This window comes from Mesorhizobium sp. M00.F.Ca.ET.216.01.1.1, from assembly GCF_004010325.2.
Taxonomy (GTDB): Bacteria; Pseudomonadota; Alphaproteobacteria; order Rhizobiales; family Rhizobiaceae; genus Mesorhizobium.
In genome coordinates this window covers 125,594-143,645 of record NZ_SADR02000013.1, presented here as the reverse complement: position 1 = coordinate 143,645, position 18,052 = coordinate 125,594, and the positions used below count along the sequence as shown (strand labels likewise).

At 62.7% G+C, this 18,052-nt stretch carries 18 protein-coding genes; 14 read left to right on the top strand and 4 right to left on the bottom strand.

Annotated elements, in window-relative coordinates; translation table 11 throughout:
- The first annotated feature begins 22 nt into the window (after positions 1–22).
- A complete protein-coding gene (locus EN859_RS18410) occupies positions 23–562 on the top strand; it encodes an Lrp/AsnC family transcriptional regulator (protein WP_127854237.1) in 540 nt (179 codons plus the stop codon).
- Positions 563–602: 40 nt separating this feature from the next.
- Here the strand turns inward: EN859_RS18410 and EN859_RS18405 are convergent, their stop codons facing one another.
- A complete protein-coding gene (locus EN859_RS18405) occupies positions 603–908 on the bottom strand; it encodes a beta-propeller fold lactonase family protein (RefSeq protein ID WP_245525612.1) in 306 nt (101 codons plus the stop codon).
- 289 nt (positions 909–1,197) lie between these two features.
- Here EN859_RS18405 and EN859_RS18400 point away from each other — a divergent pair, with 289 nt between their 5' ends.
- Genes EN859_RS18400 through EN859_RS18390 form a run of 3 tightly spaced genes read left to right on the top strand, consistent with a single transcriptional unit; the run spans position 1,198 to position 4,073 of the window.
- Positions 1,198–1,749, top strand: coding sequence for a MaoC family dehydratase (locus EN859_RS18400; RefSeq protein WP_127854238.1), 552 nt, complete (start codon positions 1,198–1,200; stop codon positions 1,747–1,749).
- Between the two features lie 3 nt (positions 1,750–1,752).
- Positions 1,753–2,913, top strand: a complete 1,161-nt coding sequence (locus tag EN859_RS18395) for a CaiB/BaiF CoA-transferase family protein (RefSeq protein WP_127854239.1) — start codon at positions 1,753–1,755, stop codon at positions 2,911–2,913.
- Between the two features lie 20 nt (positions 2,914–2,933).
- A complete protein-coding gene (locus tag EN859_RS18390; RefSeq protein WP_189502084.1) occupies positions 2,934–4,073 on the top strand; it encodes an ABC transporter substrate-binding protein in 1,140 nt (379 codons plus the stop codon).
- Here EN859_RS18390 and EN859_RS18385 read toward each other — a convergent pair.
- Together EN859_RS18385 and EN859_RS18380 are read right to left on the bottom strand one after the other, a co-directional pair.
- Positions 4,070–4,906: an amidohydrolase gene (locus tag EN859_RS18385; protein ID WP_127854241.1), complete on the bottom strand. Its 837-nt coding sequence runs from the start codon at positions 4,904–4,906 to the stop codon at positions 4,070–4,072. The genes EN859_RS18390 and EN859_RS18385 overlap by 4 nt on opposite strands.
- Before the next feature lie 64 nt (positions 4,907–4,970).
- On the bottom strand, positions 4,971–5,756 hold the full coding sequence (locus EN859_RS18380) for an IclR family transcriptional regulator (protein ID WP_127854242.1): 786 nt from the start codon (positions 5,754–5,756) through the stop codon (positions 4,971–4,973).
- A 162-nt stretch (positions 5,757–5,918) separates the two neighbouring features.
- On the opposite strand from EN859_RS18380, the gene EN859_RS18375 reads away from it, so the two are divergent.
- The 8 genes from EN859_RS18375 (at position 5,919) to EN859_RS18340 (ending at position 13,228) form a co-directional block, all read left to right on the top strand.
- Complete coding sequence (locus EN859_RS18375; protein ID WP_127854243.1) at positions 5,919–7,238, top strand: sugar ABC transporter substrate-binding protein; 1,320 nt, start codon at positions 5,919–5,921, stop codon at positions 7,236–7,238.
- A 139-nt stretch (positions 7,239–7,377) separates the two neighbouring features.
- Positions 7,378–8,274: a sugar ABC transporter permease gene (locus EN859_RS18370; protein ID WP_127854244.1), complete on the top strand. Its 897-nt coding sequence runs from the start codon at positions 7,378–7,380 to the stop codon at positions 8,272–8,274.
- A 2-nt stretch (positions 8,275–8,276) separates the two neighbouring features.
- On the top strand, positions 8,277–9,143 hold the full coding sequence (locus EN859_RS18365; protein ID WP_127854245.1) for a carbohydrate ABC transporter permease: 867 nt from the start codon (positions 8,277–8,279) through the stop codon (positions 9,141–9,143).
- Position 9,144: 1 nt separating this feature from the next.
- On the top strand, positions 9,145–10,242 hold the full coding sequence (gene ugpC / locus EN859_RS18360) for a sn-glycerol-3-phosphate ABC transporter ATP-binding protein UgpC (protein WP_127854246.1): 1,098 nt from the start codon (positions 9,145–9,147) through the stop codon (positions 10,240–10,242).
- A gap of 4 nt (positions 10,243–10,246) precedes the next feature.
- Positions 10,247–11,359, top strand: coding sequence for a mandelate racemase/muconate lactonizing enzyme family protein (locus EN859_RS18355; protein WP_127854247.1), 1,113 nt, complete (start codon positions 10,247–10,249; stop codon positions 11,357–11,359).
- Positions 11,360–11,369: 10 nt separating this feature from the next.
- Complete coding sequence (locus EN859_RS18350; RefSeq protein ID WP_127854248.1) at positions 11,370–11,699, top strand: L-rhamnose mutarotase; 330 nt, start codon at positions 11,370–11,372, stop codon at positions 11,697–11,699.
- A complete protein-coding gene (locus EN859_RS18345; RefSeq protein ID WP_127854249.1) occupies positions 11,692–12,768 on the top strand; it encodes a Gfo/Idh/MocA family oxidoreductase in 1,077 nt (358 codons plus the stop codon). Before EN859_RS18350 ends, EN859_RS18345 begins: the two co-directional genes overlap by 8 nt.
- Before the next feature lies 1 nt (position 12,769).
- Positions 12,770–13,228: a MaoC/PaaZ C-terminal domain-containing protein gene (locus EN859_RS18340; RefSeq protein WP_127854250.1), complete on the top strand. Its 459-nt coding sequence runs from the start codon at positions 12,770–12,772 to the stop codon at positions 13,226–13,228.
- A 27-nt stretch (positions 13,229–13,255) separates the two neighbouring features.
- Here the strand turns inward: EN859_RS18340 and tssH are convergent, their stop codons facing one another.
- Positions 13,256–15,991 carry a type VI secretion system ATPase TssH gene (gene tssH / locus EN859_RS18335; protein WP_127854251.1) on the bottom strand — a complete coding sequence of 912 codons (2,736 nt, stop codon included), beginning with the start codon at positions 15,989–15,991 and terminating at the stop codon, positions 13,256–13,258.
- 346 nt (positions 15,992–16,337) lie between these two features.
- On the opposite strand from tssH, the gene tssA reads away from it, so the two are divergent.
- Positions 16,338–17,504, top strand: a complete 1,167-nt coding sequence (gene tssA, locus EN859_RS18330; protein ID WP_127854252.1) for a type VI secretion system protein TssA — start codon at positions 16,338–16,340, stop codon at positions 17,502–17,504.
- Between the two features lie 6 nt (positions 17,505–17,510).
- The gene (tssB, locus tag EN859_RS18325) at positions 17,511–18,050 is read left to right on the top strand and encodes a type VI secretion system contractile sheath small subunit (RefSeq protein ID WP_127854253.1); all 540 of its coding nucleotides are present in this window, start codon (positions 17,511–17,513) and stop codon (positions 18,048–18,050) included.
- Positions 18,051–18,052 lie beyond the last annotated feature (2 nt).

Below are 18,052 nucleotides of genomic sequence, written 5' to 3'. Positions count from 1 at the left end.
CGCTTCAACAAGGAAATTCAATATGGATGGAGAAACAGATGGTATTCTGCAGAATAGGCCTGTCACCCGTGACGTCGACGCAATCGACCGAAAGATATTAGGCGCCCTGGTCGACGACGCGACCATCAGCTATGCCGAGCTCGGCGATCGCGTCGGCCTTTCACCACCGGCGGCCCATGAACGGGTGAAGCGCCTTCGGCGCAGCGGCGCCATCCGCAGCACCTCGGCAATCATCGATCCCAAGGCGGTGTGCAAGCCGCTGCTTGCCTTCGTGCACATCGATACCAAGGGCTGGGGAAAGACCCCGGAACTGATGGCGATCTCCGAGCACCCGGAAGTCGAGGAGATCCATTCGGTGGCCGGCGACACGTGCATGCTGATCAAGGTCCGCACCGAGGACACCAGGGCGCTCGAAGGCCTGTTGTCGCGGCTTTACGAAACGCCTGGCGTCACGTCGACGCGAAGCTATGTGGTGCTGTCGACTTACCTCGAGCGGCCGGTGCAGCCCGGGATCACAACCGAATGGCCGACGCCCCGGCACATGGCCAAGCCACTGTACTAGCCCGAGCGGGTCGTCCGCGCCTAGCACGCCAGGCAGGCGGTCAGGGCACGATCTTCACGCACATCGGAGTACCGACTTCGATGGACCGCCCGGTGTCGATCAGCAGGAAGCCGTAATTGGCCAACAGGAGCTTTGCTCCGTCGCGCGTGATCGTATTGTGCGCGGTGATGCCGCCGAGGGCCGGCTGCTTGTTGATGTAGGAGAGCGTGGCGGTCTGCCTGTCGAAACGGTAGGCCGAGACTGTCCCCTCGCGCCAAGCGAACACTTCGGAGTTGGCATGGACGAGGGAGCCGTCCGGCGTCACCGACAGGAAGGTCGGATTATCGACGTCGTCCGTCTCGGCCAATTTCCTGGTCTCCAGCGTCTCCTTATCGCCGCGCGCGCCCTGAAAATACGGTGCCTCGCGGTTGATCTGCCGACGAAGACCACACAGGCATTCTGCATCAAAATCCTCCCTTGTTCCGCGGGCCGAGCTCGCTGCGAACTGAGCAAAATTTCGCCGAGACTCGCTTGCAACATAACCCCATATGTGAAAATACTATTTACAAAAGAAGATTGACGGGAGGATCGATCATGTATTCCGCTGCTCCGCGGCACGCCCCGACGGATGATCCGCGCTGCCAAAGGGTGCTGCCATGACAGGTTTCGCGCCAACCGTGGGCGTGACGTCGACGCACCCCGCCAACATGCCGAAAGACCACGCCGACCTCCCCGTGTGGAACGCGGAGAACTGGTTCTACGAAGACTGGCCGGTCGGCCAGAAGATCCGCTCGCTGCGCCGGACCATTGCCGAGGGCGACAGCCATCTTTTCAACGCGCTGGTCCTCGATATCCATCCTTACGTGCAGGATCAGATGTTTGCCGAAACCGAAGGCATATTCGGCAAGCGCCTGGTCGCCGGCGCCTTCGTGTTCTCAGCCGGGCTCGGCCTCGTTGCCACCAACTGCATCAATGCCTTTTCCTACGGCTACGACAAATTGCGCTTCATCAAGCCGGTCTTCATCGGCGACACGATCTATTCGATCCGCTCCAACCTCGACAAGAAACCCCGCTACAAGGAGATGGGACTGATCCGCGCCAGCTATGAAGTCTTCAAGGGTGAGGGTGAGCTCGTGCTTTACTGCGAGCACCTGCAGACGGTGAAGTATCGCAACCCGGCCGATTTCGCCGGCAAGACGGAGAAATAGGCGATGGCCGCCACTGCCGAGTTGCCGCTGAACGGGCTTGTCGTCGTCGACATGAGCCAGTTTCTGTCCGGACCTTATTGTTCGCTAAGACTGCTCGACCTTGGCGCCCGCGTCATCAAGATCGAGCGGCCGGATGGCGGCGACCTGTCGCGTCGGCTCTATCTCAGCGATACCGAAATCGGCGGCGACTCCACCATCTTCCACGCCATCAACCGGGCCAAGGAAAGTCTTGCCATCGACCTCAAGGATGAGGCCGACCTTGCCGCGCTCCGCGGCCTGCTGGCCAAGGCCGACGTGCTGATCCAGAATTTCCGGCCCGGTGTCATCGAGCGCCTGGGCTTCGACTACGAGGCGGTTCACAGGATCAATCCGCGCCTGGTCTATGCCTCGATCAGCGGCTATGGCGAGGAAGGCCCTTGGGTCAAGCGGCCGGGGCAGGACCTGCTGGCGCAAGCCCGGTCCGGCGTCATGTGGCTGAACGGCGACGAAGACCAGGGGCCTGTCCCCTTTGGCCTGGCGATAGCCGACATGCTGGCGGGCTCGGCCGCCGCGCAAGGCATCCTTGCCGCACTGGTGCGGCGCGGCGTGACCGGCAAGGGCAGCCATATCGAGACCAGCCTGCTCGAAGCGCTGGTCGACTTCCAGTTCGAGGTGCTGACCACGCATCTCAATGACGGCCGCCGCCTGCCGCGGCGGTCGAGCTTCCGCAGTGCTCATGCCTACCTGTCGGCGCCCTACGGCGTCTATCCGGCCAAGGACGGCTATCTGGCGATCGCCATGACGCCGATCCCGAAACTTGCCGACCTGCTGGGGATCGAAGACCTTGCGCCCTATCGCGACCAGCCGTCGACATGGTTCACCGCCCGCGACGAGATCAAGGCGATCATCGCCCAGTGCATCGTAACCAAGACGATCGACGAATGGCTCGCCATCCTCGAACCTGCCGACATCTGGTGCGCCAAGGTGCTGACCTGGCCGGAGATGATGGCCAGCGAGGGCTTTCAGGTGCTCGATATGCTGCAGACGGTGACGCGTGAGGATGACGTCTCAATCCTCACCACGCGCTTGCCGCTCAAGATCGACGGTATCCGCACGAAGGTCGAGCGCGCCGCACCGCGCATCGGCGAGCACAGCGCGAAAATCCGCGAGGAGTTCGGCCTGTGAGCGGCTTGACGCTCAAAGGCATGACGTGGAGCCATCCGCGCGGCTACGACCCGATGGTCGCCTGTTCGGCGCTGTGGAAGGAACGTGCCGGCGTTGCCATCGAATGGGACAAGCGCTCGCTGCAGGATTTCGAATCCTTCCCGGTCGAAGAACTGGCCCGTGCCTACGACCTGATCGTCATCGATCATCCGCATGTCGGCCAGATCACCGCCGAGAACTGCCTGGCGCCGCTCGATGTCGCCGGGCGGGAACCGGAACGTGCCGCGCTGGCGGCGGGCAGCGTCGGCCAGTCCTATCAAAGCTATCGATGGCAAGGCCGGCAGTGGGCGTTTCCGATCGACGCGGCCAGCCAGGTGCAGGCGTGGCGGCCGGACATGCTTGCCGCTCAGCCAACGAGTTGGGCCGAAATGCACGAACTGGCGCGGCAGGGCCGCGCGTTGCTGCCGCTCAGGCCGCCGCATTCGCTGATGACGTTCTACACGCTTGCCGGCAATCTCGGGCGGCCTGCCAGCGAGGGGCCGGGCTACCACGTCAATCCTGCAACGGGCAAACAGGTTTTCGAGATGATGCGCGAGATCGCGGCGCTCGTCGACCCGGCCTGCCTTGGCATGGACCCGATCGCGGTTCTGGAGGAGATGGCCAAGCCCGGTTCGAGGATCGCCTGTGCGCCGCTGATCTATGGCTACGTTTCCTACTCCATTGCCGGATCCCGGGCCAATCGCCTTGCCTTCGCCGACATTCCGGCCGCCGGCAATGCCGGCCCCGTGGGCTCGGCGCTCGGCGGAACCGGCGTCTCGGTGTCGGCCTTTTCGAAGGCCAAGCAGGCGGCCATCGACTTCGCTTACTGGATCGCCAGCGGCGACGTGCAGCGCGGCCCGTATGCTTCGGCCGGCGGCCAGCCCGGCCACGCCGCAGCCTGGGGCGATGCAGCCGTCAATGCGGCCGCCGGGGACTTTTACAGGAACACCCGCGCCACGCTCGAGGGCGCCTGGGTCAGGCCGCGGCACGATGGCTACATGGCGTTCCAGCAGGCAGCATCCGATCGCATCAATCTCGGCCTGACCGAGAAGCATGATGCCGGTCGCGTCGTTGCCGATCTCAATCGCCTTTTTCTGGAGAGTTTCCCGGCCCCGGCGCTGCCCGGGATGGATCGGCGTTAGAAATTCCATAGCCGCTTGGCGTTGCCCGACAGCAGCTTTGTCCGTTCATCCAGGCTTGTGCCCTCAAGCAGCGCATGCGTGGCCGCCACCCAGGTCGCAAGCCCGCCGCCCAGCGTACAGACCGGCCAGTCGCTGCCCCACACGACGCGATCCCAGCCGAAGCACTGAATGGTGTGTTCGACATAGGGGCGCAAGGTATCGACGGTCCAGGAGCCGGGATCCGCATAAGCGACCACGCCGGAAACCTTGCCGACGACATTCGGCCGCCTGGCGATCTCAGCCATATGCTCGCGCCATGGATGCTCACTGTTGCCCTTGATGTCGGGCACGCCGCAATGGTCGAGCACGAACTGCACGCCAGGCGCGAGATCGGCGAGTGCGATCGCCTCGGGGATCTGATGCGGCAGGACGACGAGATCGAATGTCAGCCCGGTGCCGGCAAGCCGCTTGATGTTTTCGCGAAACAGCGCGCCTTCCGAAAGCTCGTCCGGCATGACGTGGAGCACGCGCCGAAAACCTTTGACGAAGGGATCGGCGCGCTGCGCCTCCAGATAGGCGGCAAAGTCTGCTTCTTCCGGACGACAGGAGGCGATTGCGCCGCGCAGCAAGCTGCCCGTCTGCTTTGACTGCGCCTTCACATGGCTGGTTTCAGCCTCGATGTCGGCCGGATCGACATCGACCTCCATGTGCAGTGCGGCCTCGATGCCTGCGCGCCGGGCCTGGGTTGCATATTCGTCGTGGGAAAAGTCGCGGTTGAGCGCCGGCACGCCGGAAAGCCAGGGATAGCGCAGCGCCGAAAGGTCGATCAGGTGCAGATGGCTGTCGAAGATCATGGCGGCGCTTTCCTCCTTGCCGATTAGATCATCTCATGGAGAAATTATTCATTCAAATAAGAATTTACTTCGAGTTGACGGCCGATCCCGCTAGGTGCGAGAGCTTTTCGGTTGCGGCCAGCAGCAGTTCGATCGTCTTGTTGATATCGGGCGCCTTGGGAGCATTGACCAGGGTTATGTAGGGGATCGACAATGCGGCGATCGCCCTGCCGTCCGACCCCAGCACAGGTGTCGACAGGTTGAACACGCCGGCCGTCTGCATCGATGCCATCATCTCATAGCCGCGTTCGCGAATCTGGTCGAGGCGGGCAAAGAACTCCGGCGACTGAGGCGGCTTGTCGGTACTGCGCAGATGTTCGGCGATCATCATCTGCCGCTCTTCCGGCGAGCGGAAAGCCAGCAGCACATGGCCGGAGCCGGTGTCGAACAAGCTGATATGCGAGCCGACGCGGATCGAGATGCCCCAGTAATCGGGGGCCTCCTGCTGCGCGATCACCACCGCCGAACCGCGGTCGAAGACGACAAGCTGGTTTGCCTGCTGCGAGGTTTCGGCAAGTTCGCGCATCAGCGGCGTCGCATAGGAAACCAGCCGCCGCACCGGCGCGTGCAGCTGCGCCAGGCCAAACAGCTTGAGCGTCAGCGAATAACGGTCGCCGTCGGGCCGGGTGACATAGCCGCGCCGCACCAGCCGGTCCAGCATACGGTAGAATTCGTTGGGGCTGCGGTCGAGCTTCTTGGCAATCTCCGCCTGCGTCAGGCCGCCATCGACGCCGGCCAGAAGCTCGAGGATGTCGAGCCCCTTGTCCAACGCCGGGGCGCGGTAACGCTCATCTTCCTCGTCCTCGACCATAGTTACTCCCCAGTGAATTTCGGCCTTCATATACGCACAATGGTCGGCATCCGGAAAGAAGTTTTGGCTTGACGGCTGTGTAAATGTTTTGTTTGTATATGAATGAAGCTGCTAATCGGGTCTCGGTATGAGTCATCGACGCAGGCTCTTTGGGAGGAACCAATGAACAGACTGCTTTCCGGCCTGTCGGCCGGCGTAACGCTGCTTGCTCTGTCTGCTGGCGCTGCCTTTGCCGGCGACCTGCCCGGCAAGTTCGACGGCGTCACCATCGACGCCAAGCTGATCGGCGGCCAGCAATACGAGGCGCTCTACGCGCGCATCGGCGAATGGGAAAAACTGACCGGCGCCAAAGTCAACGTGATCTCGAAGAAGAACCATTTCGAGCTCGACAAGGAAATCAAGTCGGACATCGCGTCCGGCAGCATCAACTGGTGCGTCGGCTCGAACCATTCGTCCTTCGCGCCGCAATATCCTGATATCTACACCGACCTCAACAAGCTGCTGCCGAAAGAGGAGATCGACGCCTTCGTGCCGTCGACGATCAAGGCCTCGACGCTCGACGGAAAGCTTGTGATGCTGCCGCGCGCGCAGTTCGACGTGTCGGCACTTTACTACCAGAAGAGCCTCTACCAGGACGAAGCCAAGAAGGCCGCCTACAAGGCCAAGTACGGCAAGGATCTGGCGCCGCCCGACACTTGGGACGAGGTCGCGCAGCAGGCCGAATTCTTCGCCAGCCCGCCGGACTTCTACGGCACCCAGTTCGCCGGCAAGGAAGAGGCGATCAATGGACGCTTCTACGAGATGGTCATCGCCGACGGCGGCGAATATCTCGACAAGGACGGCAAGCCAGCCTTCAACTCCGAGGCCGGCGTGCACGCGCTCGACTGGTTCGTCAATCTCTACAAGGCCAAGGCCGTACCGGCAGGAACCACCAACTATCTCTGGGACGATCTCGGCCAGGGCTTTGCCTCGGGCACCGTCGCCATCAACCTCGACTGGCCGGGCTGGGCAGGGTTCTTCAACGATCCGAAGTCGTCGAAGGTTGCCGGCAATGTCGGCGTGAAGGTGGCGCCGAAGGGCTCGGCCGGCATTCGCACCGGCTGGTCGGGGCATCACGGATTTTCGGTCACCGAAAACTGCGCCAACAAGGAAGCTGCTGCGTCCCTGATCTGGTTTCTGACCAACGAGGACAGCCAGAAGCTCGAGGCGGCGAGCGGGCCCTTGCCGACCCGCACGGCCGTCTGGGACTGGGATCTTCAGCAAGCTGCCGGAGATCCTTACAAGAAGGAGGTTCTCGAGGCGTTCCAGGAAGAGGCAAAGCACGCTTTCGCCGTGCCGCAGACGCCGGAATGGATCGAAATCTCCAACGCCGTCTATCCCGAGCTGCAGGCGGCCATCCTCGGCGACAAGACCTCCAAGCAGGCATTGGACGACGCTGCCGCCAAGGCCACCCAGATCCTCGAGGACGCCGGCAAGCTTTGATATCCTCCACTGGGCGCCGCACTTTGTGAAAGAGTGGCGCCCCAACTTTTTGAACCATGCGTAACAACACGCTCTGTCTCGATTCCCGTTCGCCGATAACGGCCTTCGGCGTCCGGGCACCAACCAGAACCGGATCGACATGAAAGGCTGGAGACCCTCGGCGCCGTTCCTGCTCCTGCTTCCTGCGGTCATGGTGCTGGCGGCTGTGGTGGTCGTGCCGTTGCTGCTTTCGCTCTATTCCAGCTTCACGCCGTTCCGGCTGACCAGGCCGGAGACGTTCTGGGTCTTCATCGGCGCGCGCAACTACGTCAACATCTTGACCAACAGGGATTTTTGGATCGCCTTCGCCCGTACCGTGGTGCTGCTGACGGTGGCGCTCAACCTGGAAATGTTGATCGGGCTCGGGCTGGCGCTGCTGGTGGAGAAGGCATCACGCGGACAGCGTATCCTGCGCACCATCATGATGTTCCCGATGATGTTTTCGCCGATCCTGGTCGGCTTCCAGTTCAAATTCATGTTCAACGACAATATCGGCCTGGTGAACAATGCCCTGCAGGCGCTTGGGCTGACCGGCCGCGCGATCCCGTGGCTGATCGACGGCGATCTTGCCTTCATCGCCATCCTGATCGCCGAGATCTGGTCATCAACCTCGGTGTTCGCGATCCTGATCCTTGCCGGTCTGCTTGCCATGCCGCGCGAGCCGATCGAGGCGGCCCGCGTCGACGGCTGCACGCCGTGGCAGACATTCCGTTATGTCACATGGCCATTCATCATGCCGTTTGCCTTCATCGCCATGACCATCCGCTCGCTCGACGTGGCGCGCGCCTATGACATCGTCAAGATCATGACCGATGGCGGGCCTGCCGGTCGCACCGAACTCGTCTGGACGCTCGTTGCCCGCACCGGCTACAGCGACGCCAGGATGGGCCTGGCCAATGCCATGGCCTATTTCTCGATCCTGCTGTCGATCCTGTTCACCGTCTATTTCTATCGCAAGCTCGCCGCGGCGCGGACGCAGATCGCAGCGGAGTGGTGAGGATGGACCAGAACAGACTGCATCGCATCCGCCGCGAGGCGCTCGGCATCGCTCATGGCGTCGGGCTGTTCCTGGCCATGCTGGTCATCTGCCTGCCCGGCATCTGGATCGTGCTGTCGTCGCTGCGGCCAACGGTCGAGATCATGGCCAAGCCGCCGGTGTGGATCCCGCAGCGGCTCTCGCCCGATGCCTACATCGCCATGTTCAGCGGCGTCGGCAAGGGCGGCATCCCGGTGCTCGATTATTTCCGCAATTCGCTGATCATCTCGGTGACCTCGACGCTGATCGCCATAGCCATCGGCATGGCCAGCGGCTATGCCTTTGCCCGCTACCGCTTCCGCGCCAAGTCGGCGATGTTCCTCGGCCTGATGCTGACGCGCACGGTGCCGGGCATTGCGCTGTCGCTGCCGCTGTTCTTCGTCTACGCGCGGCTCGGCATCATCGACACGCATTTCGGTCTGATCCTGGCCTATGTCGCGCTCAACGTGCCGTTTACCATCTGGCTGATCGACGGCTTCTTCCGGCAGGTTCCGAAAGACCTCGCTGAAGCCGCGCAGATCGACGGCTGCACGCGTTGGCAGGCTTTCTGGCAGGTCGAGTTTCCGCTTGCCGGACCGGGCATAGCTTCGGCCGGCATCTTTGCCTTCCTCACCTCCTGGAACGAATTTGCGCTGGCTTCGCAGCTGACGCGCTCGATCAACTCCAAGACGCTGCCGGTCGGCCTGCTCGACTATACGGCCGAGTTCACCATCGACTGGCGCGGCATGTGCGCGCTCGCCGTGGTCATGATCATACCGGCGCTCACACTCACCTTCATCGTCCAGAAACACCTCGTCGGCGGCCTCACCTCCGGCGCGGTGAAAGGCTGACATGGCAACCGTATCGCTCAAGAAACTCACCAAAAGCTATGGCCCCGTGGCGGTCGTGCATGGCATCGACCTCGAGATCGCCGACCGCGAGTTCATCGCGCTGGTCGGACCATCCGGCTGCGGCAAGTCGACGACCTTGCGCATGATCGCCGGCCTCGAGGCGATCAGCGACGGCGTCATCGAAATCGGCGGCCGCATGGTCAACGACCTGCCGCCGCGCTCGCGCAACATCTCGATGGTGTTCCAGTCCTATGCACTCTATCCGCACATGAGCGTGCGCGAAAACCTCGGCTTCTCGCTCAAGATCGCAGGTGCGGCGAAAGACGAGATGGATCGCCGCGTCGCCGAGGCGTCCGGCATCCTCGGCCTCGACCAGTTGCTTGACCGGCGGCCGTCGCAGCTGTCGGGCGGACAGCGCCAGCGCGTCGCCATGGGCCGCGCCATCGTCCGCGATCCCGATGTCTTCCTGTTCGACGAGCCGCTGTCCAATCTCGATGCCAAGCTGAGAACGCAGATGCGCACCGAGATCAAGAAGCTGCATGCCAAGGTCAAATCGACCGTGATCTACGTCACCCACGACCAGGTCGAGGCGATGACGCTCGCCGACCGCATCGTGATCATGCGCGACGGTTTCATCGAGCAGGTCGGCACCCCCGACGAGGTCTTCCGCCGGCCGCAGACGCGCTTCGTTGCCGGCTTCATCGGCTCGCCGCCGATGAATTTGCACGAGGCAACCGTCGATGACGGACAACTGCTGTTCGCCAGTGGCGAGAGATTGCCCTTGCCCAGCCAGTTCAAGGCCAATGTCAAAACCAGCGACAAGGTGGTGTTCGGCTTGAGGCCCGACGATATCTATCCAACAGGGCACGGCATCAGCTCCGGCGAAGACACCGATGTCCACCAGCTGGAGTTGCCGGTGACTGTCACCGAACCGCTCGGCAACGAGACGCTGGTGTTCGCCGAATTCAACGGCGCCGACTGGGTATCCCGTATGCTCAATCCAAAGCCGCTGAAGGCAGGCGACCGGGTTAAGATGAGTTTGGACCTGTCGCAGGCCCATCTGTTTTCTGCTGAAACGGGCAAGACATTGCGAGGTTAGCGTCATGGCAAAGATTGAGAAAGTCGAACTGCGCATGGTCGACCTGGTGCCGAAGGTCAAGCGCACTGATGCGATCCAGAGTTTTGTCAGCCAAGAAACGCCGATCGTCACCATCACCGACGCCGACGGTGTGGTCGGCACCGGCTACAGCTACACGATCGGCACCGGCGGCTCGTCGGTGATGCGGCTGCTGGCCGATCACCTCGCGCCGCGGCTGATCGGCCGCGATGCCGAAATGATCGAGGCGATCTGGCACGAACTTGAATTTGCCACCCACGCCACGACGATCGGCGCGATCACGGCCATTGCGCTCGCGGCTATCGATACAGCGCTTTGGGATTTGCGGGCGAAGAAGCAGGGCCTGCCGCTGTGGAAACTGGCCGGCGGCGCCAAGGACCGCTGCCCGCTCTACACGACCGAGGGCGGCTGGCTGCATATCGAGACCGAGGCACTGGTCGAGGACGCGCTGGCCGCCAAAGCCAAGGGCTTTCGCGGCTCGAAGGTCAAGATCGGCAAACCGCACGGCTCCGAGGATCTCGCCCGCCTCACGGCGGTGCGCAAGGCAGTCGGCGACTCCTACGAGATCATGACCGATTGCAACCAGGGCTTTTTGGTCGACGAGGCGATCCGGCGGGCGGAGCGGCTCAGCGATCTTGATCTCGCCTGGATCGAGGAGCCGCTGCCGGCCGACGATATCGACGGCCACGTACGCCTGTCGAATGCGACTTCGACGCCGGTCGCCGTCGGCGAGTCGCTCTACTCGATCCGGCATTTCCGCGAATATATGCAAAAAGGCGGCTGCTCGATCATTCAGGTCGATGTCGGCCGCATCGGCGGCATCACGCCCTGGCTGAAGGTCGCGCATGCGGCCGAGGCGTTCGACATCCCGGTGTGCCCGCATTTCCTTATGGAACTGCATGTCAGCCTGACCTGCGCCGTTCAGAACGGCAGATATGTCGAGTATATTCCCCAGCTCGACGACCTGACCGGCAACAAGATGCGCATCGAGGACGGCCACGCGCTGGCGCCGGACGAGCCCGGCATCGGCATCGACTGGGATTGGGATGCCGTCAAGGCGAAGAGCATTGCGGAATTCACCACGGCGATAACGAAATAGGGAGGCGGACATGCAGCGGATCGGAATGGTGCTTGGCCTCAAGCCGGAAAAGGTCACTGAATATGTGCGGCTTCACGCTGCCGTCTGGCCCGATGTGCTGGCCATGATTTCCGCCTGCAACATCAGGAATTATTCGATCTGCCTCAAGGAGCCGGAGCACTTGCTGTTCAGCTATTTCGAATATCACGGCACCGACTATGCCGCCGACATGGCGAAGATGGCCGCCGATCCGAAGACTCAGGAATGGTGGGCGCTGTGCATGCCTTGCCAGGAGCCGTTGCCGACCCGCAAGGAGGGCGAGTGGTGGGCGGCGATGGATGAAGTCTTCCATCATGACTGAAGGCGTTTTCGATCCTGCCTCGCTTTCCCAGGCTTGGGCGCAACCGTCAAAGCCCAGACCGATCGTCATTTTCGGCGCCGGGTCGATCGTTGGCGATGCGCATTTCCCGGCTTACACGAAGGCTGGCTTTCCGGTCGCCGGGCTTTTCGATCCGGACCAGGCCAAGGCAGAAAAGCTGGCGAAGAAGTGGGGCGTCACCGCCTATCGCTCGGCCGAGGAAGCTGCGGCAATCAAGGACGTCGTGTTCGATCTGGCGACGCCACCCGCTCGTCATGCCGCCGTGCTCAAGGTACTGCCCAACGGCGCCGTGGCACTGATCCAGAAGCCGATGGGCAGCGACCTTGGCGAGGCGACCGAAATCCTCGAAATCTGCCGTTCGAAAAACCTGAAGGCCGCAGTGAATTTCCAGCTCCGCTTCGCGCCGATGATGCTGGCGCTGAAGGATGCGATCGCCAAGGGCTGGCTAGGCGACGTGGTCGACTTCGACGCCTGGCTGGCGCTTGCCACACCTTGGCAACTCTGGGAGTTTCTGCTGAAGGCGCCGCGCGTCGAGATCGCCATGCATTCGATCCATTATCTCGACCTGGTCCGGCAATTGCTCGGCGATCCCAGAGGCATCCACGCCAAGACCCTCGGTCATCCCGGCCACAAGGTTGCACAGACGCGCACCAGCGCGATCCTCGACTATGGCGAGACCGTGCGCTGTGCGCTGTCGATCAACCACGACCACAAATTCGGCCGCAGGCACCAGGCCTGCGAGTTCCGCATCTGCGGCACCGAGGGAGCCGCCTACCTCAAGCTGGGGCTGAACCTCGACTATCCGCGCGGCGAGCCGGATATTCTTGAGATCCATCCGAAGGGCGGCTCCGACTGGGTTGCGGTGCCGCTCACCGGCGAATGGTTTCCGGACGCCTTCGTCGGCCGCATGGCCAATGTCCAGCGCTATGCGTCAGGCGAGGACACCGAGCTTGTCAGTTCCGTCGAGGACGGCTGGAACACGATGGCGCTGGTCGAGGCCGCCTACCAATCGAGCGCGGCGCCGGCAACACCGATCGCGGCGAGACCCTGACATGGAGCAGACGACCTACTTCGAGGACTACCAGATCGGCTCGTCGCGGATAACCAGCGGACGCACCATCACCGAGACAGACTTCGTCGTCCATGCCGGTCATACCGGCGATTTCTTTCCCCATCACATGGACGCCGAGTTCATGAAGACAACGCCTTTCGGCCAGCGGATCGCCCATGGCACGCTGGTGTTCTCGGTCGGCGTCGGGCTGACGGCAAGCGTCGTCAACCCGGTCGCCTTTTCCTATGGCTACGACCGGCTGCGCTTCATCAAGCCGGTCTTTATCGGCGACACGATCAAGACCCGCACGACCATTGCGGCCAAGGAAGACGACCCCAAGCGACCGGATGCGGGCCGCGTCATCGAGCGCTGCGAGGTGATCAACCAACATGGCGACGTGGTTCTGGCGGCCGACCACATCTACATCGTCGAGCGCCGCGACAAGCCGAAACGCAACTGAGCCGGTGCCTCGTCGAACGGGCTGCAGCTATTCGAAAGTATAGGTGAAACCTGCTTCGGAGGCGCCGACGGTCACCTTCGTCATCTTCTCGCCCTCGAGCGACCGGTTCAGCACGCCGCGGCTCAATTCCGGCAGAAGCGTGTTGGTCAGGATGGCATCGATCATCCGCCCGCCGGATTCGATCTCAGTGCAGCGGGCCTTGACGAGATCCATCACACCATCGCCGATCACCAGCTCGGCATCGTTGCTTGCCCGCAGCCGGCGAGCGATCTTGGCGAACTGATGCCGGGTGATGGCTTCGATCATTGAATCCGAGAGCGGATAGTAGGCAATGGTCACCACCCGGCCGAGGAAAGCCGCCGGGAAGACCTTCAGCAGCGGGCCGCGCAAGGCGGTGTCCAGATCGTCGAGCCCGGCCCGAACCGTGCCGTTCCTGGTCCGCTCCATGATGACTTCGGAGCCGACATTCGAGGTAAGCAGGATCAGCGTGTTCTTGAAATCGATCCGCCGGCCCTCGCTGTCGTCCATCATCCCCTTGTCGAAAACCTGGAAGAAGATTTCGTGCACGTCGGGATGGGCCTTCTCGACTTCGTCGAGCAGGATCACGGAATAGGGCTTGCGCCGCACCGCTTCGGTCAGGATGCCGCCCTTGCCGTAGCCGACATATCCGGGCGGCGCTCCCTTCAGCGTGGACACGGTGTGGGCTTCCTGGAACTCGGACATGTTGATCGAGATGAGGTTCTGCTCGCCACCGTAGAGTGTCTCGGCCAGGGCCAATGCGGTTTCGGTCTTGCCGACGCCGGATGGGCCGCAGAGCAGGAATACGCCTACCGGCTTTTCCGGCGCACCGAGCCCGGCGCGGCTGGTCTGCACGCGCCTGGCGATCATCTCCATGGCATGATCCTGGCCGACCACGCGTTCGGAAAGAGTGGCGGCGAGCCGCAGCGCCTTTTCAGTCTGACTCGACAGCATCCGTCCCGTCGGGATGCCGGTCCAGTCCTGGACCACCGCAGCCACGGCGTTGCGGTCGACCGACGGCAGGATCAGCGGCGTCTCGCCTTGCGCCTCGGCAAGTTCGGCCATTAATTGCCGCAGCCGCGCGAGATCGGCGGCCGGATCGGATGGAGGAGGATCGGCAATCGCCGTTGCCTTCGCTTCGGTCTCGGGCGTTTCGGTCTCGGCTGTCCCGGTGGCCGCCTCCTGCGTCTCCACCGCATCGAGCGGCACGCCCTCGCCACGTAGCCTGGCGCGCAATTCGAGTATCTCGGCAACCAGCGCTTTTTCCCGATCCCAGCGTTCCTGCGCGGCGGCAAGCGTGAGTTCGGTTTCGGCAAGCCCTGTCTCGATCCGAGCCTGCCGGTCGGCGACCTCGATACCGATCGCAGCCTCGCGGCCGATGATGCCGCGCTCGACCTCGAGCGCCTGGCGGCGACGCATAATATCCTCGACCTCGGCCGGCGTGGCGTGCTGCGATATCGCGACACGGGCGCAGGCGGTATCGAGAAGGCTCACCGCCTTGTCCGGCAGTTGCCTGGCCGGGATGTAGCGATGCGACAGGCTGACCGCCGCCTCGATTGCCTCATCCAGTATCTGCACCTTGTGGTGCTGCTCCAGGACGCCGGCGACACCGCGCAGCATGAGAACCGCGACCGCCTCCGACGGCTCGTCGATCTTCACCACCTGAAAGCGGCGCGTAAGCGCCGGGTCCTTCTCGATATGCTGCTTGTATTCAGCCCAGGTCGTTGCCGCGATCGTGCGAAGCTCACCGCGCGCCAGCGCCGGCTTCAGCAGATTGGCCGCGTCGCCGGTTCCAGCCGCGCCGCCGGCGCCGATCAAGGTATGGGCCTCGTCGATGAACAGGATGACCGGCGTTTCGGAGGATTGAACCTCATCGATGACCGCCTTCAGGCGCTTTTCGAACTCGCCCTTCACACTGGCGCCCGCCTGCATCAATCCGACGTCGAGCATCCGCACGCTGACGCCCTGCAGCGTGGGCGGCACGTCGCCCTGCGCGATGCGCAAGGCAAAGCCCTCGACGACCGCCGTTTTGCCGACCCCGGCCTCGCCGGTCAGGATCGGGTTGTTTTGCCGGCGTCGCATCAGGATATCGACGATCTGCCTGATCTCCGGGTCGCGGCCGACGACGGGATCGATCTTGCCGTCGCGGGCGCGCTGGGTCAGGTCGGTCGCGTATTTCGCCAGCGCCGAATCCCCTGCCGGCGATCGTCGCGGCGTTTCGGCGGCGGCAGCTGTCGTGGAGGCGCCAGCCTCAAGTGAACCTTCCACGACATCGGCGAAGCGCGCGATAACCGCGTCGGCATCGATCTTGTCGAACTCACCGCTGATCTTCGACAGCAGGCCTTCCAGCACCGGCGTCTTCAGGCAGGCAAGGACAATATGCGCGCTGCGGACCTCCTCCACGCCGAACTCCAGCGCCGCCAGGCTCCAGGCTTCCTGGATGGCATGAAAGATGTGGTCGGAAAATTCCTCGATCGAGGTGGCGCCGTAAGGCAGCTTGTCGACGGCGCGGGTCATGTCGGCCGTAAGCCGGCCGGCGTCCACCCCCGCGCCGGCAAGTATCAGTTGCACATCCGAGCGGTCCGAAAGCACTAACTGTTCGATAAAGTGGACGAGCTCAACGTACGGATTGCCGCGCAATTTGGCGGCGTCGGCCGCAGCCTTGAAGGCGCGCAAACAGACAGGATTGAGCTTGGCGACCAGTTCCTTGCGTTTAAAGCTCTGTGATGACCGGCGCTGCTCCATCGAACTTGCTCCTGTAATCAGGGCTGCCAGTTACCAACCTGCCACATAAGCAGCCACTTGACAAAGAGCTCGATTAATAGGGCGCCCACAGGGCCCGATACAGTCGATTTTCTTCCGCTGCATGGCACATCCAGCACCGCTGGCTAGAAAGAACCACGGAATTGCGCGCTTCTATGCGACGCATTTCACATACAGGGTCCGACTATCACGCCACGAATTTCGCCGATGAGCAGGGCCGCCTGCACACGTTTCATTAATTGTGAGCGGCAGCTGAATTGTGATAAGTTGAATCTGCGTGATAAAAGTCGGGCACGCGCGGCCGCAAGGCTGGTCGCTGGGGGGTTGTGTGATTGATCTCGCACTCTGGCTGGATCCACTGGACGGTGAAAATCCGTCAGGTGAAGATTTGCGCAACGATCCAGCCTTTCATGACCTGCAGCGTCTCACCGAGCCTCAGGTCAAGGTCGACCACGACGGGAACAACAAGCCCTCGTCGCAAACGACCATTCCGGTCGACTGGCTTGCCGTCCTCGGCAAGGCGGAGGAATTGCGCGCACATGGCCGGGATCTGCGCCTGCTTGTCATTGTCACCCGCGCGCTGGCCAATGAAGAGGGGCTCGCCGGGCTCGCACATGGTCTGACCCTTATTGCGCAAACATTCGATGCACATTGGGAGACCATGCATCCCGCACTGCGGCCCAACGCTTCGCCACGCGACGCCGCCTTGCGCCGGATCAACGCCCTGCTTGACCTGCAGAATGGTCAGGACGGGTTGCTGACGGACCTGCGGCAGATGACGTTCCTCGCACCGCGCGCAATCGGCCCGATCAGTGGACGCGACCTGGAACAAGGCGCGATCGACGACCGCGTCATGCTTCAGGAAGCGGCTTCAGGATTGAATGCGGCCGAAAAGGCAACGCTGGTCAGTGCGCACGGGCAGCTTTTGAACCGGGTGCGCAGTGGATGCGCGGCGCAGACAGATCAAGCCAGCGCTGAGATGACGTCGCTCATCGCCGATGCCCGCGCCGCGCTAGCGGCCCTCAACGCGGTCGAAACAACCCTCAACGTTCGTCTGGAAGGCAGCGGCGCCGCCGTTCCGGAATTAAAGCGGTTTCTGCAGCGTTTGCTGACGACCCTCGAACGCAATTCGGCAGCTGGCGCCATGGCGAATGGCGCGGCAAAGCCAGCTCCCACGCCTGCAGATCCGACGCCCGCTCGAAACGGAGCCGATGCAATGGCAAGTATGGCAAGCCACGCGGAATCGAGCACGGGTCTCCCAGACCGGATTTCCTCCCGCGACGACGTCGTGAAATGCCTCGACCTCGTCGTCGCCTTCTACGACCGCACCGAACCGTCAAGCCCGATCCCGCATCTCGCCCGCCGCGTGCGCCGGATGGTGCACATGGACTTTGTTGAACTGATGGAAGATCTCGCCCCGTCGGGGCTGAAGGAATTCCGGCTTCTTGCCGGCGTTCCCGATGCCAAGAAGACGGCCCAGAAGGATGAAAGGTAGCAAGCCATGGCAGCCGAAAGCAAAGCAAAGGTCATCGAACGAAATCGCGCGCCGCGCGTGCAGATCGCCTACGACGTGGAGACCTATGGCAGCCCGACGACCATCGAGCTGCCGTTTGTCATGGCCGTCATGGCCGACCTTTCCGGCGCTTCACAAACCAAGGAAGCGGCGAAGTCGGTGCTGGACCGCTCCTTTGTCGAAACCGACGCGAACCGCTTCCCGCGTTTCATGGAGGCACTTGGACCGCGCGTGAAGGCGCGGGTGAAGAACACACTACCTCAGGCTGAAGGCGCCGAACGGGACGAGGAACTGGCGCTTGATCTCACCTTCTCCAAGATGGGGGATTTCGCACCGGACAGGATCGCCGAGCAGGTCCCGCAATTGGCCGAGATCCTCAAGATGCGGCGCCAGCTCGAGGAACTGCTCGGCTTCATGGATGGCCGCGTCGATGCCGAAAAGCGCATTGCCCAGCTTCTGAACAACGAGCCGCTTCTTAGCAAGATCGCCAGCCAGGCAATGTCCGACGGCGACAAGGTTGAGGAATAGAT

What these genes read in the sequence shown, in the direction of transcription:
- EN859_RS18410 (WP_127854237.1), top strand. Translation starts at nt 23, where the DNA reads ATGGATGGAGAAACAGATGGTATTCTGCAGAATAGGCCTGTCACCCGT.
- EN859_RS18400 (WP_127854238.1), top strand. Translation starts at nt 1,198, where the DNA reads ATGACAGGTTTCGCGCCAACCGTGGGCGTGACGTCGACGCACCCCGCC.
- EN859_RS18395 (WP_127854239.1), top strand. Translation starts at nt 1,753, where the DNA reads ATGGCCGCCACTGCCGAGTTGCCGCTGAACGGGCTTGTCGTCGTCGAC.
- EN859_RS18390 (WP_189502084.1), top strand. Translation starts at nt 2,934, where the DNA reads ATGACGTGGAGCCATCCGCGCGGCTACGACCCGATGGTCGCCTGTTCG.
- EN859_RS18385 (WP_127854241.1), bottom strand. Translation starts at nt 4,906, where the DNA reads ATGATCTTCGACAGCCATCTGCACCTGATCGACCTTTCGGCGCTGCGC.
- EN859_RS18380 (WP_127854242.1), bottom strand. Translation starts at nt 5,756, where the DNA reads ATGGTCGAGGACGAGGAAGATGAGCGTTACCGCGCCCCGGCGTTGGAC.
- EN859_RS18375 (WP_127854243.1), top strand. Translation starts at nt 5,919, where the DNA reads ATGAACAGACTGCTTTCCGGCCTGTCGGCCGGCGTAACGCTGCTTGCT.
- EN859_RS18370 (WP_127854244.1), top strand. Translation starts at nt 7,378, where the DNA reads ATGAAAGGCTGGAGACCCTCGGCGCCGTTCCTGCTCCTGCTTCCTGCG.
- EN859_RS18365 (WP_127854245.1), top strand. Translation starts at nt 8,277, where the DNA reads ATGGACCAGAACAGACTGCATCGCATCCGCCGCGAGGCGCTCGGCATC.
- ugpC (WP_127854246.1), top strand. Translation starts at nt 9,145, where the DNA reads ATGGCAACCGTATCGCTCAAGAAACTCACCAAAAGCTATGGCCCCGTG.
- EN859_RS18355 (WP_127854247.1), top strand. Translation starts at nt 10,247, where the DNA reads ATGGCAAAGATTGAGAAAGTCGAACTGCGCATGGTCGACCTGGTGCCG.
- EN859_RS18350 (WP_127854248.1), top strand. Translation starts at nt 11,370, where the DNA reads ATGCAGCGGATCGGAATGGTGCTTGGCCTCAAGCCGGAAAAGGTCACT.
- EN859_RS18345 (WP_127854249.1), top strand. Translation starts at nt 11,692, where the DNA reads ATGACTGAAGGCGTTTTCGATCCTGCCTCGCTTTCCCAGGCTTGGGCG.
- EN859_RS18340 (WP_127854250.1), top strand. Translation starts at nt 12,770, where the DNA reads ATGGAGCAGACGACCTACTTCGAGGACTACCAGATCGGCTCGTCGCGG.
- tssH (WP_127854251.1), bottom strand. Translation starts at nt 15,991, where the DNA reads ATGGAGCAGCGCCGGTCATCACAGAGCTTTAAACGCAAGGAACTGGTC.
- tssB (WP_127854253.1), top strand. Translation starts at nt 17,511, where the DNA reads ATGGCAGCCGAAAGCAAAGCAAAGGTCATCGAACGAAATCGCGCGCCG.